The organism is Nocardia citri, assembly GCF_054065835.1.
This window is the reverse complement of the sequence record NZ_JBSUQM010000022.1, coordinates 51,373-64,732: the sequence shown is the minus strand read 5'-3', so window position 1 is coordinate 64,732 and position 13,360 is coordinate 51,373. Positions and strand designations below refer to the sequence as shown.

Sequence of the window (13,360 nt, the reverse complement as noted above, 5' to 3'; positions counted from 1 at the left end):
TTTGTGATATCACTTTGATATTCGGAGGATGTCATGAAGCTTCGTTCGGCGTTCCACGTCAACGGCTTTCTCGTGCTGGTGTCATGGTTTGTCCTCACGCTCCTTGTCGGTGGCGGCGCCATTGCCGGATACGTCGCGTCCGCGCACAACGACAATGTGCCCGCATTGGTCGGCGCGATCATCGCGACCGTTGTTGTGGTGGTGCTACTGCTGCTGGCCACCGGGCTCACCGTGGTGAATCCCAACGAGGCCAAGGTTGTTCAGTTCTTCGGCCGTTACATCGGCTCGCTGAGCGAACCCGGTTTCTACTCCGTGGTGCCGCTCAGCGACCGCCGCGGCATTTCGCTGAAGGTGCGCAACTTCGAGACCCAGAAGCTCAAGGTCAACGACGCCGACGGCAATCCGGTGGAGATCGCGGCCGTCGTGGTCTACCGAGTGGTCGACAGCTTCAAGGCCGCCTTCTCGGTCGACGATTACGAGGAGTATGTGCAGACCCAATCCGAGGCGGCGGTGCGGCATCTGGCCACGACCCACCCGTACGACGCGCACGACCAGCACACCACCAGCCTGCGCGATGGCGCCGAGGTGGCCGAGGAATTGACCGTCGAACTGCGCGACCGCACCGATATGGCGGGCATCGAGGTCATCGAGGCCAGGATCACCCACCTCGCCTACGCACCGGAGATCGCCCAGGCCATGCTCGTGCGGCAGCAGGCAGCCCAGGTGGTCGCCGCCCGTACCCGCATCGTCGAGGGCGCGGTCGGCATGGTCGGCCTGGCGCTGGACCGGCTCGCCGAACAGGGCGTGGTCGAACTGGACGAGGAACGCAAGGCCGCGATGGTCTCGAACCTGCTGGTCGTTCTCTGCGGTGACCGTGCCACCCAACCCGTGGTCAATACCGGCTCGCTCTACTCCTGAGCCGCATGGCCGAGCGCAAGAAGATCCTGCTACGCCTGGACCCGGCGGTGCACGAGGCCATCGCCGGGTGGGCCGCCGACGATCTGCGCAGTATCAATGCCCAGATCGAGTACGCACTGCGCCTCGCGTTGAAACAAGCGGGTCGCAGCCCGAAGGCGAAACCGGCCGACGAGTAGCCGGACAGCGAGATAAGCTCTGCCGCAACGATGCCGAATTCCGACGGGTGTTCGGCATCGTCGGTGTTCGGTGCGACGATGTGTCAGTGCGCGAGTTCGTCGAGTCGGGCTAGGAAATCTGGTTGCACATCGGCGGTGACCTGGGCTCGCGCATCGGCGGCGCAGGTGCCACAGCTGCGCCGGGGATGAGCGCTTCCCGATCATCCGCTCTCGCGCGCCCGCGGTTGGGGCACATCCACCTGGCTCGATCCGACCTTCGCCGCCCTCCCGGGGTTCTGACGAGTTACCCCGGTTTGTGGGTGACGAAGATGGCGGTGCCGGGGAACAACTCACCCCGCAGCGGACTCCATTGACCCCACTCTCGCTCCAGCCATTCCGGCCAGTCCGGTTCGACGATGTCATCGAGCAGCAATCCGGCGGCAACGATCTCGCGCACCCGATCGCCGATGGTGCGATGGTGTTCGACGTAGGTCGGCGTGCCCTCGCTGTCGACCTCTATATAGGGCGTGCGGTCGAAATACGGGATCGAGGCGGTCAAACCGGCGGGCCCGGGGTCGTCGGGAAATATCCAGCGCATCGGATGGTTTACCGAGAACACCCAGCGACCGCCCGGTCGCAATACCCGGGCAACCTCGCGCATCACCAGTTCGGAGTCCGCGACGAACGGGACGGCGCCGAAGGCCGAACACGCCAGGTCGAAGGATTCGTCGGCGAATGGCAAGGCCTCCGCCCCCGCCTGTACCAGTGGCACCTGCGGCCCGCCGCGCGCCATGGCTGCGAGTCCGCGCCCGAGCATCCCCATGGACAGATCGAGCCCGATCGGCTGCGCCCCCTGTCCAGCCAGCCAGCGCGAACACGGGGCGGATCCGCATCCGATCTCCAGAATCCGCTGACCCGCGAGCTCGCCGAGGAAATGCATATCGCCCTCGTGCAGGCCCTCCGGGCACCAGATGAACTCGCCCCCGGGGGAATCCACGCCGAGAAATTCGGCGTGGGTTTCGTGGTATTCGTCGGCATCGGCGTCCCACCAGCGCCGACTGGCCCGCTGGCTGGCGGCCGAGCCGATTCTGGTCCGCGCGGTCGCGGCGGTCCCGAGCAGTGCGTTTGCCTGCGCATGACGATCTTCCGACACGCCGTCAGACTATCCCGGCGTGGCGTAGGAGACCGGTTTGCCCGGCTGGACCAAGGTCGCGTACGCTGAACGCGCGAGTGTCTTGGGTCTGCCGTACGGGTGTCATTGCAGTAACAGTCTGCGAAGGCAGCTGTACTGAAGTAATAGGGCACCCGTGCTGAGTTTCACAAGCGTTTGCGTGCGGTACGTTCATTATGTCCGTCACGTCGCGTCATCGCGGTGAGATCGCAGCGTACCGAAAGTTCCAATGTCCGCAACCGACCACAATCCGTCCGGAGCAAACCGACATATGCCCACCACCGTCACCTCGCCGCAGGTAGCCGTCAACGACATCGGCTCCGCCGAGGACTTCCTCGCCGCCATCGACGCCACGATCAAGTACTTCAACGACGGCGACATCGTCGAAGGAACCATCGTCAAGGTCGATCGCGACGAGGTCCTGCTCGACATCGGTTACAAGACCGAAGGCGTCATCCCCTCTCGCGAACTCTCCATCAAGCACGATGTCGACCCCAACGAGGTCGTTTCCGTGGGCGATGAGGTCGAGGCTCTTGTTCTCACCAAGGAGGACAAGGAAGGCCGCCTGATCCTGTCGAAGAAGCGGGCGCAGTACGAGCGGGCGTGGGGCACCATCGAGGAGCTCAAGGAGAAGGACGAGGCCGTCAAGGGCACCGTCATCGAGGTCGTCAAGGGCGGTTTGATCCTGGACATCGGCCTGCGCGGTTTCCTCCCGGCCTCCCTGGTCGAGATGCGCCGGGTCCGCGACCTCCAGCCGTACGTCGGCAAGGAGATCGAGGCCAAGATCATCGAGCTGGACAAGAACCGCAACAATGTGGTCCTGTCCCGCCGCGCCTGGCTCGAGCAGACCCAGTCCGAGGTCCGCAGCGAGTTCCTGCACCAGCTGCAGAAGGGCCAGGTCCGCAAGGGTGTGGTCTCCTCGATCGTCAACTTCGGCGCGTTCGTCGATCTCGGCGGCGTCGACGGTCTGGTGCACGTCTCCGAGCTGTCCTGGAAGCACATCGACCACCCGTCCGAGGTTGTCGAGGTCGGCAACGAGGTCACCGTCGAGGTCCTCGACGTCGACCTGGACCGCGAGCGGGTTTCGCTGTCGCTCAAGGCGACCCAGGAAGACCCGTGGCGTCAGTTCGCCCGCACCCACGCGATCGGCCAGATCGTGCCGGGCAAGGTCACCAAGCTGGTTCCGTTCGGTGCGTTCGTGCGCGTCGAAGAGGGCATCGAGGGCCTGGTACACATCTCCGAGCTGGCCGAGCGCCACGTGGAGGTTCCGGACCAGGTCGTCGCGGTCGGCGACGACGCGATGGTCAAGGTCATCGACATCGACCTGGAGCGTCGTCGGATCTCGCTGTCGCTGAAGCAGGCGAACGAGGACTACCACGCCGAGTTCGACCCGTCGAAGTACGGCATGGCCGATAGCTACGACGACCAGGGCAACTACATCTTCCCCGAGGGCTTCGACCCCGACACCAACGAGTGGCTCGAGGGCTTCGACAAGCAGCGCGAAGAGTGGGAAGGCCGCTACGCCGAAGCGGAGCGCCGCCACAAGATGCACACCGCGCAGATGGAGAAGATGGCGGCCGACGCCGCGGCCGAGGCCGCGAACGGTGGCGGCGCGTCGGGCAACTACTCCTCCGAGAGTGGTTCACAGGCGTCCTCCGGCCAGGCCGAGCCCGCTGGCGGCTCGCTTGCCAGCGACGCCCAGCTCGCGGCCCTGCGCGAGAAGCTCTCCGGCAACGCCTGATTCGTAGAGCAAATAGCGAAGGCCCCGGTCCGATCAGACCGGGGCCTTCGTGTTGCGGCGGTGTGCCCGCGCTTGGGGAGCAATCCGGGCAAGAACGATTTTCTCGACCAAGCGGTGGCGTAGCCGACGGTGCTGCAGGGCGACCTGCTCGATCTGGAACGCGGCGATAGGGTGCAGGCGGCTCGGGAGCGCGCTGGCAAGATCAAGGCGACGAATCAGCCCGAGGAGAGGGAACAGTACGCATGTGCGCAGCGAGTCCGTTCAGCGGTCTCAACCGTAGGCAGTTCCTGGCGAAGGCCGCTGCGGCAGGTGCGGTGGGCGCACTGGCGTCTTGGGCCAACCCGATCATCGAACGTGCCTATGCCGCCGATCCGGCCGGCACCGGCGGCCTCGGCGATATCGAGCATTTCGTGCTGCTCATGCAGGAAAACCGTTCCTTCGACCACTATTTCGGCACCTTGTCCGGCGTGCGCGGGTTCGGCGAGGCATCCAAGGCCTGGCAGCAGTACGGATGGACGCCTGGCGTCGGGCCGACCCCGGACGGCTTCGTGAACCCGTTCCGGCTCGACACCACCCGGGGCGCGACCCTCGACGGCGAATGCATCAACGATCTGGACCACAGCTGGGGTGGTTTGCACCGGGCCTGGAACGGCGGCGCCAACGACCAGTGGATGCCGATGTCCATCGACAGTGTTGGCCCGGCCAACGCACCTGCGGCCATGGGCTATTACCTGCGCGAGGACATCCCGATCCACCACGAACTCGCCGATGCGTTCACCATCTGCGACAACTACCACTGTTCGGTCCTGGGCCCCACCGACCCGAACCGGCTGTACTGGATCAGCGCCACCATCGACCCGGACGGTGTGGCGGGTGGGCCGCTGCTGGAGACGCCCACGCTGATCCCACAACACGTCTACAGCTGGCGGACCTACCCGGAGAACCTCTCCGAGGCGGGCGTCAACTGGAAGATCTACAACAACCGCGATGTCGGCCCGCTGTCCTCGGTGATCCTGGACGGCATGCTCGGCTGCTTCACCCAATCCACGGATCCGAATTCCGAATTGGCTCGGCGCGGCCTTGCGCCGGTGTACCCCAACGACTTCCAGGCCGATGTCGCCAATGACACGCTGCCCGCCGTCTCATGGGTGATTCCGTCACTGATCAACTGCGAACATCCCGCGCTGCCCGCCGCCTTCGGCGCGTACGGCATCGTGCAGTTGCTCGATATCCTCACCTCCAATCCGAAGGTGTGGGAGAAGACGGCGCTGATCGTCAGCTACGACGAGAACGGCGGCTTCTTCGATCACGTCACCCCGCCGACCGCACCGGCGGGCACACCGGGCGAATTCGTCACCGTGCCGCTGGATCGGGTGACGGCGTCGAAGGGTAACGCCGGTCCGATCGGTTTGGGGTATCGCGTTCCCGGCCTGGTGATTTCGCCGTACAGCCGCGGCGGGCTGGTCGCCTCGGAGACCTTCGATCACACCTCGCAGCTGCGGCTGCTGGAGACGCGCTTCGGTGTCGAGGTGCCGAATCTGACGCGATGGCGCCGCAGCGTCACCGGCGATATGACCTCGGCCTTCGATTTCGGCTCGACCCCGAACGCGGCCAAGCCGGTGCTGAGTGATCCGAAGCCGAAGATGGATGCCGCGATCGCCCAGTGCGGTCCGAATATCGCACTGGGCACCGCGACCTCGGGTGTGCCGTATCCGGTGCCGCCGAACCAGATGCCGACCCAGCAGTCCGGCTCCCGACGCCGGCCGAGCGGCATCGTGCGGGGGTAGGCGGTGTCCTCGCCTGCCGCTCCTCCAAGCATAAGAGGAAGCCGCGGATGGTGACGGACGCACGAAATGACCCAGCCCTGAGCGGGCCGGGTCATTGGAGGTCTATGGCCAAATGGGCAGCCGAAGTCAGGTGGCGGTCGCAGGTGCCCAGTACGCGGTGGCGGCAACGGAGCGTTTTCGCATGGCCGCGAAGCTGTGCCGGGCGGGGCTGATCAAAGCGGTGAACCACGATCGGCGGTGCTCGGCGAGCGCGGCCGCGACGGCGGGGTGCTTGATGCAATGCATGCCCCCTGCCTTACCGAGGCGGTGGCGACCCGCCTGGTTGATTTTGGTGCCCAATAGTTTTCCTTTGCTTGCTGGTGTTGGCCTGGATCGCCACGGCGAAGATTAGTCGAACGAAAGTGTTCGGCACAGTATTTTGCACGAGTAATTGCCTCGGCGTGTCGGAAAGTCATGGTCCAGTATCGGGAATCGAACGAAAATGTTGCGAGATGGTCTCGGCCTAGTCACGGATCGGGCAAATGGTGTTTCAGGCGGTGGAATGTGCGGCGAGAGTGGGTGTTCGAGCCGATTGAGTGAACTGCGGGCACAGGGGGTGCGTTCGGCGCGACATCGTGGATGCGAGACTGGTCGAATGTTACGGATCGGCCTCACCGGAGGCATGGGAGCGGGCAAGTCGACGGTAGCGCGGATTCTCGCCGATCTCGGCGCGGTGATCATCGATTCCGATGCGATCGCCAGGGAAGTCGTCGAGCCGGGTACCGAGGGTCTCACGGCGTTGGTGGCGGCGTTCGGCCCCGACATCCTCGCCGCCGACGACAGTCTGGACCGGCCGGCGCTGGCGGCCAAGGCATTCGGAAACGACGATGCGCGCGCGACGTTGAATTCCATTGTCCATCCCTTGGTCGGTAAACGAACCACGGAATTGATTTCGGCCGCGCCGTCGGATGCGATTCTCGTTCAAGATATTCCGCTGTTGGTGGAAAACGGTCTCGCGCCGCTGATGAATCTCGTATTGATCGTCGATGTGCCCGCGGAAACTCGGATACGCCGATTGGTGGAATTCCGGGGCGTTTCCGAATCGGATGCACGGGCGCGAATTTCGGCGCAGGCCACCGATGAACAACGCTACGCGGTCGCGGATGTGTTGTTGGACAATAGCGGCGAGCCGGGGGCCATTGATCCGGTGGTACGGCAGTTGTGGACGCAACGGCTGGTGCCATTCGAGGAGAATCTGCGCACCGCGACACCGGCGCGGCGCACGGAACTGCGCGTCGTACCCGCGAATCCGGAGTGGGCGGCACAGGCGCAGCGACTCATCGCCCGGCTGCAGGTGGCGTGCGGTCCGGCAGCATCGCGGATCGACCACATCGGCTCGACCGCGGTACCGGGACTGCCCGCCAAGGATGTGATCGATGTGCAGATCACCGTCGCGGATCTGGCGGCCGCCGACGGGCTGCGAGATGCTCTGGGGGCGGCCGGTTTTCCGGTGCGTCCGGATATCACCGGCGATAATCCGAAGCCGACGGCGGCGGATCCGACGGGCAGCGATACGGCGTTGTGGGCCAAGCGGTTTCACCAGAATGCCGATCCGGGCCGGTTGGCGAATGTGCATATCCGGGTGGCGGGTTCGCCCGGACAGGAATTCGCGTTGCTGTTCCGGGACTGGCTGCGCGCCGACGCGGCGGTGCGCGCGGAGTATCTGGAGGTCAAGCGCGAGGGTGTGGCCAAAGCGGCCGGGCTGACCAAAGAGGCGGCGACACTGGCTTATATGGATGTGAAGGAACCGTGGTTCGACGCCGCCTACGCGCGGGCCGCGGCCTGGCGCGACGGCGTCGAAGACTGAGCGGCGGTATTACAGCCAGGTCAGGGTGATGTTCAGCTTCGCGAGCCAGCGGTCCAGCGAGTAGCCGTTGGCGGCGATGCCATCGATCGCGATGGAGGCGTGCTCGATGGCCGCTCGGGCGTCGGCGAGGGTGATCAGGCCGGCACTATGCGCGGCGAGCAACTCGTCCACGTCGAGCAGTTCGGTCTCGCGTCCCGAGCGCACCACGATATCGAGGTAGTGATCCACCGACTTCCACTTCTTCGCCTCTACCTGGGTGAATTGGCCGAGGTCGAGGTAGTAGTCCTGATCGCGTCGATGTGCGGGGTGATAGTGGAAGATCGTCACCCGGATGGCGAGTGTGGGAAGTAGCCACGACTCGATGTAGTGGAACTGCGGATGATCCGAGGTGCGTGCCATGTACAGGCCCCACGGCTCGGTGCGGTACCGCTCGACCGGCCGGACGAAGCCCTTCGGGTCCGTGTTCGTCAGGTCCGCGAGGTTGAAGTACTCGACCTTGGGCCTGTGCACGTCCACTGATGGTGCCTGTGTCATGCAAACAGAATCTACCGCCGTCGCCGTCGCGTCGAGTGGTACGGCAGCGGGTGGACAGATCTCCGCTGGATCGGACTACATCCAGGTCAGGAAGATCTCCTTGGTGGCAAGCCACGGCTCGACCTCGTGTCCGTGCGCGGCCACGCCCTCCAGCGCCTTTGTCGCCCGGTCCAGGGCGCGATGTGCGTGTGCGGTATCGATCAGACCGGCCGAATGGGCGGCCAGCAGATCGTCCACCCCGCGTAGCTGGGCCGAGCGGGAGTGGCGCACCGCGATCTCGAGATACTGGTCCATGGACTTCCAGCGCTTGGGCTCGATCCGGGTGTACTCGCCGATATGCAGGCAATAGTCCAGGTCGCGGTGATGTCCGGGCTGGTAGTGCGCGATCGTCACGCGCAACCAGAGTTCCGGTAGCAGCCAGGTTTCCATGTATTGGATCCGTGGACCGCCGACGGTGCGTGCCACGTACAGACCCCACGGCTCGACGTGCACGCGGTCGATCGGGCGCACGAACCCCTTGGGATCGGTCATGGTCAGCTCGGCGATATTGAAATGTTCGATCTTCGGTTTTAGTTGGGTCGTGGTCATCGGCGATCCCGGTGCGGCGGCGGTGGTAGGTGTTTGGATCGGGGGCGCGACTCCCCGGAAGTCACGCGCAACGTAACCGGCGATACCGGTTACGGCAGGCGCGGCGGCAAGCAATGGAATCAGAGCGCTCACGCCTCCACCTCGCTGACGCTCGGCTCCGGCATGACCGCTCCTGCGGCTGTGTTTATCGACCGTTCGCTACGCTCGCTCATGGCCTCGTCCTCAGTCCGACAACCAACCCAGGCTACACCTGCTGCGGTGGGTTCGCTGCCCCTGAGAAAGAGGTGAATTTCGTTGCGGCAATAGACATTAATGTCCGTTTACCTGCCGTATAGGACAAGTAGCAGATTGTGCGTCAGCGGCGGTGCGTCGGATCGCGTAAGCGTATGTCGATTGTGATCCGGCGCGGGCCGGGCAGTCGCGGATCCGCGGGGCCGCAGAATATGTCGGTGCCTGCGCCTAGGCTGGTCACCATGGCATTCGCAACCGAAATCCCGGCGGAAGGCTACGAGGACCGGGGCACCCCGCTGGCACATTCGGAATTCCGGCCGGTCGGGGAGATCGAGCGGGCCGATGGGCACTTCCAGGTCGTCAGCGAATACCAGCCAGCCGGTGATCAGCCCGCGGCCATCACCGAGCTGGAGCGGCGCATCAAGGCGGGCGAGCGTGACGTGGTGCTGCTCGGTGCGACCGGCACCGGTAAATCGGCCACCACCGCGTGGCTGATCGAGCGGCTGCAGCGGCCGACGCTGGTGATGGCGCCCAATAAGACGCTCGCGGCGCAGCTGGCCAATGAGCTGCGAGAAATGTTGCCCAACAATGCCGTCGAGTACTTCGTCTCGTACTACGACTACTACCAGCCCGAGGCCTATATCGCGCAGACCGATACCTATATCGAGAAGGACAGCTCGATCAACGACGACGTCGAGCGGCTGCGGCATTCGGCCACCTCGAGTCTGCTCTCGCGTCGCGATGTCGTGGTGGTCGCGTCGGTCTCGTGCATCTACGGTCTCGGTACACCGCAGTCGTATCTGGATCGGTCGGTGCAACTGGATGTCGGTACCGAAATCGATCGCGACGCCTTCCTGCGGCTGCTGGTCGACGTGCAGTACACCCGCAACGACATGTCCTTCACCCGTGGTTCGTTCCGGGTGCGCGGTGACACCGTCGAGATCATCCCGTCCTACGAGGAGCTCGCGGTGCGCATCGAATTCTTCGGCGACGAGATCGATGCGCTGTACTATTTGCATCCGCTCACCGGTGATGTGGTGCGCCAGGTCGATACCGTCCGGATCTTCCCGGCCACGCACTACGTCGCGGGGCCGGAGCGGATGGAGCGCGCGGTCCGCGATATCGAGGCCGAACTCGAGGCGCGCCTGGCCGAACTGGACCGCCAGGGCAAACTGCTGGAGGCGCAGCGGCTGCGCATGCGTACCCAGTACGACCTCGAGATGATCCGCCAGGTCGGCTTCTGCTCGGGCATCGAGAACTACTCGCGCCATATCGACGGGCGCCCGGCCGGATCCGCACCCGCGACGCTGCTGGATTACTTCCCGGAGGACTTCCTGCTCGTCATCGACGAGTCGCATGTGACCGTTCCGCAGATCGGCGGCATGTACGAGGGTGATATGTCGCGCAAGCGCAACCTGGTCGAGTACGGTTTCCGGCTGCCGTCGGCGATCGACAACCGACCGCTCACCTGGGAGGAGTTCGCCGAGCGGATCGGGCAGGCGGTCTATCTATCGGCCACCCCGGGGCCGTACGAACTCGGCCAGGCCGGTGGTGAGGTGGTCGAGCAGGTGATCCGCCCGACGGGTCTGGTGGATCCGCAGGTTGTCGTCAAGCCGACCAAGGGCCAGATCGATGATCTGGTGCACGAGATCCGGCTGCGCACCGAGCGCGACGAACGGGTGCTCGTCACGACGCTGACGAAGAAGATGGCCGAGGACCTCACCGACTATCTGCTCGGACTCGGCGTCCGGGTGCGGTATCTGCATTCGGAGATCGACACGTTGCGCCGGGTCGAGTTGCTGCGCCAGCTGCGACTGGGTGAGTTCGATGTGCTGGTCGGCATCAACCTGCTCCGCGAAGGCCTCGACCTGCCCGAGGTGTCGTTGGTCGCGATCCTGGACGCGGATAAGGAGGGCTTCCTGCGCAGCAGCACCAGCCTCATCCAGACCATCGGCCGCGCGGCGCGCAATGTCTCCGGTGAAGTGCATATGTACGCGGACAAGATCACCGACTCGATGCAGCACGCGATCGGGGAGACCGAACGCCGCCGGGCCAAGCAGATCGCCTACAACGAATCGATGGGCATCGATCCGCAGCCGCTGCGCAAGAAGATCGCCGACATTCTGGATCAGGTGTATCTGGAGGCCGACGACAGTGAGGTGGCCGTCGGCGGCTCCGGCCGCAATGCCAGTCGCGGCCGTCGCGCGCAGGGCGAGCCGGGGCGGGCGGTCAGCGCGGGAGTGTACGAGGGTCGCGACGTCAAGTCGATGCCGCGGGCCGAACTCGCCGATCTGGTCAAGGAACTCACCGCGCAGATGATGAACGCGGCCCGCGACTTGCAGTTCGAATTGGCCGGTCGGCTGCGCGACGAGATCGCGGATCTGAAGAAGGAACTGCGCGGGATGGATGCCGCGGGGCTGAGTTGAGCGGCGACGTCTTGCGGCGCCGCCGGGCTCGGTATAGCTCAGCTCTGGGTGGCCATCCATTCGTTGACGCGGCGCTCGGCCTCTTCACGCGAGACATTCTCGACCTTGGTCAGCACCGCCCAGCGGTGGCCGAAGGGGTCGATAACCACGCCGAAGCGGTCGCCGGTGACGAAGGTCTGCGGCTGCTCGGCACTGCGGGCGCCGTTCTCGATGGCCCGCTTGACGACCGCGTCGACATCGGGGCAGTAGTGCACGATCGAGGTGTGTACCCATTCGCCATTGGGGGCCAGGACATTGTTGTCCGGAATGGGCATGCCCAATTGCAGCGTCGAGTCGCCGATCTTCAGTTCGGCGTGCGCGGGCTGACCGTCGGGCAGATCGTTGCGGCTGATCACCTCGGCCTCGAAAACGGTGGTATAGAACTCGATTGCCTTGTTGCCGTCGGGAACGGCCAGGAAGCAGGTGATGGAGTGGTAGCCGTCGGCGATGGGATCGACGGTGCTCGCTGTTTCGCTCATGCCGATAAGCCTGGCCGAGCGCGGCGAGCCGGTCTTGTAAGAAAGCGACAGTTGTGAGCGAGCGTCAGCGAGTGAACCATCGACACAGCGCGCGATCGCGCACGACGGAGCCGAGCGTCAGCGAGGTGCAGTCGTGAGTTCCTTGAGTCAACCCCTACGCGGCGGTCGGTTGTGTCACCGGCTCGTGTCGGGCTGGGTTGTAGGCGGTTTTTGTGCGCCAGCAGGCCCAGATGATGCGCAGCCAGGCGCGGCCGAGGGTGCGGATGGCGTGTGGGTGGCGTTGTCCACGGGCGCGGGCGCTGGTGTAGCGTTCGGCGGCCCAGGTGTCGGCGCGGCGGCTGTTGTCGATCCAGGTGTGCAGGGCTTGGCGGGCTCGTCGGTTGGTGGCGTACCGGAACGAGACGGTGTGGCTTTTGCCGGAGGCGCGGGTGACCGGGGCGATGCCGGTCTCGGCGGCGACTTGTTCGAAGCTGGTGGCGCGTTCGAGGATCGGTCCGACCTCGCCGAGGATCTGGGCCAGGTTCAACGTGCCGATGCGGGGCAGATCGGCCAGCAGCCGGGCGTAGGGGTGCTTGGCGACCGCTTCGGCGATCACGGTGTCGAGGGCGTCGATGCCGGCCTGGATCGACCGCACGATGCCGGCTTGGGTGCGGATCAGTTGCGCGACAACGGTTTCGCTGAGTCGGCTGGCGGCAGTCGGTGCCTCACGCAGCCGGGTCAGCAGCTCGGTGCCGCTGCGTCGGCCGCTGTAGCCGCGTCGTTTGCAGAACTGCTCGATGCGTGCGGGGGTGAGCCTGGCGGCGGCCTGCGGGGTCGGGTAGCGGTCCAGGAAATCCAGCCCGATCGCCGAATATGGTTGCGCGAAAATGGTTTTCCCGCCCGGCCAGTGTGTATCGAGCAGCGCGGCGAGCTGGTTGGCCGCCGCGATACGCAGCTCGAGGTGGTCACCACGCTGGCGGGTCAATGCCTGCAGCTCGAGAGTCTCGGGCAGGGTCGGGACCAATGTCGGCAGCCGGTGGCCGTCGGTACGGGCGTAATCGGCCAGCTTGAACCCGTCACCGGGATCGTTCTTCGCCCGCGCCGCACCCCAGCGGGGCCGGGCGGCGTGGAAAGCGTTGGGGTGCACCGGGATCACCGGGTGTCCGGCGGCGAGCAGCCGGTCCACGACCAGGCCGCGGGTGGTTTCGATCGACACCGGCAACTGGCTCGGGTCGCCGTGGCGGGCCAGCCGTGCCAGTGCTGCGGCGAGGCCGTCCTCGGTGTGGGGGACGGGGAACCGGTCGAGTTTGGTGCCGGCGTCGTCGATGACGGTGACGTCGTGGGCGGTCATGCCCCAGTCCCAGCCGGTGAACGCCACAGAAGGGCTCCTTCGAGGTCGAACGAGCACCTCATCGGTCACGAGGGCCGCCGCCGGAAGCTCATTAATCGGCCCTCGAACGGGCGTG

At 65.3% G+C, this 13,360-nt stretch carries 12 protein-coding genes; 6 read left to right on the top strand and 6 right to left on the bottom strand.

Going from position 1 to position 13,360, the window contains the following annotated elements; all coding sequences use genetic code 11:
- The first annotated feature begins 33 nt into the window (after positions 1 to 33).
- Both ACW2Q0_RS24275 and ACW2Q0_RS24270 read left to right on the top strand, forming a co-directional pair.
- Positions 34 to 918 carry an SPFH domain-containing protein gene (locus ACW2Q0_RS24275; protein ID WP_457193208.1) on the top strand — a complete coding sequence of 295 codons (885 nt, stop codon included), beginning with the start codon at positions 34 to 36 and terminating at the stop codon, positions 916 to 918.
- 5 nt (positions 919 to 923) lie between these two features.
- Positions 924 to 1,094: a toxin-antitoxin system HicB family antitoxin gene (locus ACW2Q0_RS24270; RefSeq protein WP_457193207.1), complete on the top strand. Its 171-nt coding sequence runs from the start codon at positions 924 to 926 to the stop codon at positions 1,092 to 1,094.
- A gap of 283 nt (positions 1,095 to 1,377) precedes the next feature.
- On the opposite strand, the gene ACW2Q0_RS24265 is transcribed toward ACW2Q0_RS24270, so the two are convergent.
- Positions 1,378 to 2,226, bottom strand: a complete 849-nt coding sequence (locus tag ACW2Q0_RS24265; RefSeq protein ID WP_457193206.1) for a class I SAM-dependent methyltransferase — start codon at positions 2,224 to 2,226, stop codon at positions 1,378 to 1,380.
- A gap of 289 nt (positions 2,227 to 2,515) precedes the next feature.
- On the opposite strand from ACW2Q0_RS24265, the gene rpsA reads away from it, so the two are divergent.
- Both rpsA and ACW2Q0_RS24255 read left to right on the top strand, forming a co-directional pair.
- The gene (gene rpsA, locus ACW2Q0_RS24260; protein WP_040689126.1) at positions 2,516 to 3,985 is read left to right on the top strand and encodes a 30S ribosomal protein S1; all 1,470 of its coding nucleotides are present in this window, start codon (positions 2,516 to 2,518) and stop codon (positions 3,983 to 3,985) included.
- 242 nt (positions 3,986 to 4,227) lie between these two features.
- On the top strand, positions 4,228 to 5,772 hold the full coding sequence (locus ACW2Q0_RS24255; protein WP_457193205.1) for a phospholipase C: 1,545 nt from the start codon (positions 4,228 to 4,230) through the stop codon (positions 5,770 to 5,772).
- Between the two features lie 126 nt (positions 5,773 to 5,898).
- Here the strand turns inward: ACW2Q0_RS24255 and ACW2Q0_RS24250 are convergent, their stop codons facing one another.
- On the bottom strand, positions 5,899 to 6,111 hold the full coding sequence (locus ACW2Q0_RS24250; protein WP_457193249.1) for a hypothetical protein: 213 nt from the start codon (positions 6,109 to 6,111) through the stop codon (positions 5,899 to 5,901).
- A 295-nt stretch (positions 6,112 to 6,406) separates the two neighbouring features.
- Between ACW2Q0_RS24250 and coaE the strand changes: the two genes are divergently transcribed.
- Positions 6,407 to 7,618 carry a dephospho-CoA kinase gene (coaE, locus tag ACW2Q0_RS24245; RefSeq protein WP_457193204.1) on the top strand — a complete coding sequence of 404 codons (1,212 nt, stop codon included), beginning with the start codon at positions 6,407 to 6,409 and terminating at the stop codon, positions 7,616 to 7,618.
- Between the two features lie 9 nt (positions 7,619 to 7,627).
- On the opposite strand, the gene ACW2Q0_RS24240 is transcribed toward coaE, so the two are convergent.
- A complete protein-coding gene (locus tag ACW2Q0_RS24240; RefSeq protein WP_457193203.1) occupies positions 7,628 to 8,152 on the bottom strand; it encodes a DUF402 domain-containing protein in 525 nt (174 codons plus the stop codon).
- A gap of 75 nt (positions 8,153 to 8,227) precedes the next feature.
- A complete protein-coding gene (locus ACW2Q0_RS24235; RefSeq protein ID WP_457193202.1) occupies positions 8,228 to 8,872 on the bottom strand; it encodes a DUF402 domain-containing protein in 645 nt (214 codons plus the stop codon).
- A gap of 341 nt (positions 8,873 to 9,213) precedes the next feature.
- On the opposite strand from ACW2Q0_RS24235, the gene uvrB reads away from it, so the two are divergent.
- Positions 9,214 to 11,397, top strand: coding sequence for an excinuclease ABC subunit UvrB (uvrB, locus tag ACW2Q0_RS24230; protein ID WP_457193201.1), 2,184 nt, complete (start codon positions 9,214 to 9,216; stop codon positions 11,395 to 11,397).
- A 38-nt stretch (positions 11,398 to 11,435) separates the two neighbouring features.
- Here the strand turns inward: uvrB and ACW2Q0_RS24225 are convergent, their stop codons facing one another.
- Positions 11,436 to 11,915 (bottom strand): VOC family protein, encoded by a 480-nt coding sequence (locus ACW2Q0_RS24225; protein WP_457193200.1) that lies wholly within the window; start codon positions 11,913 to 11,915, stop codon positions 11,436 to 11,438.
- A gap of 154 nt (positions 11,916 to 12,069) precedes the next feature.
- Positions 12,070 to 13,272 carry an IS110 family RNA-guided transposase gene (locus ACW2Q0_RS24220; protein ID WP_457193199.1) on the bottom strand — a complete coding sequence of 401 codons (1,203 nt, stop codon included), beginning with the start codon at positions 13,270 to 13,272 and terminating at the stop codon, positions 12,070 to 12,072.
- Positions 13,273 to 13,360 lie beyond the last annotated feature (88 nt).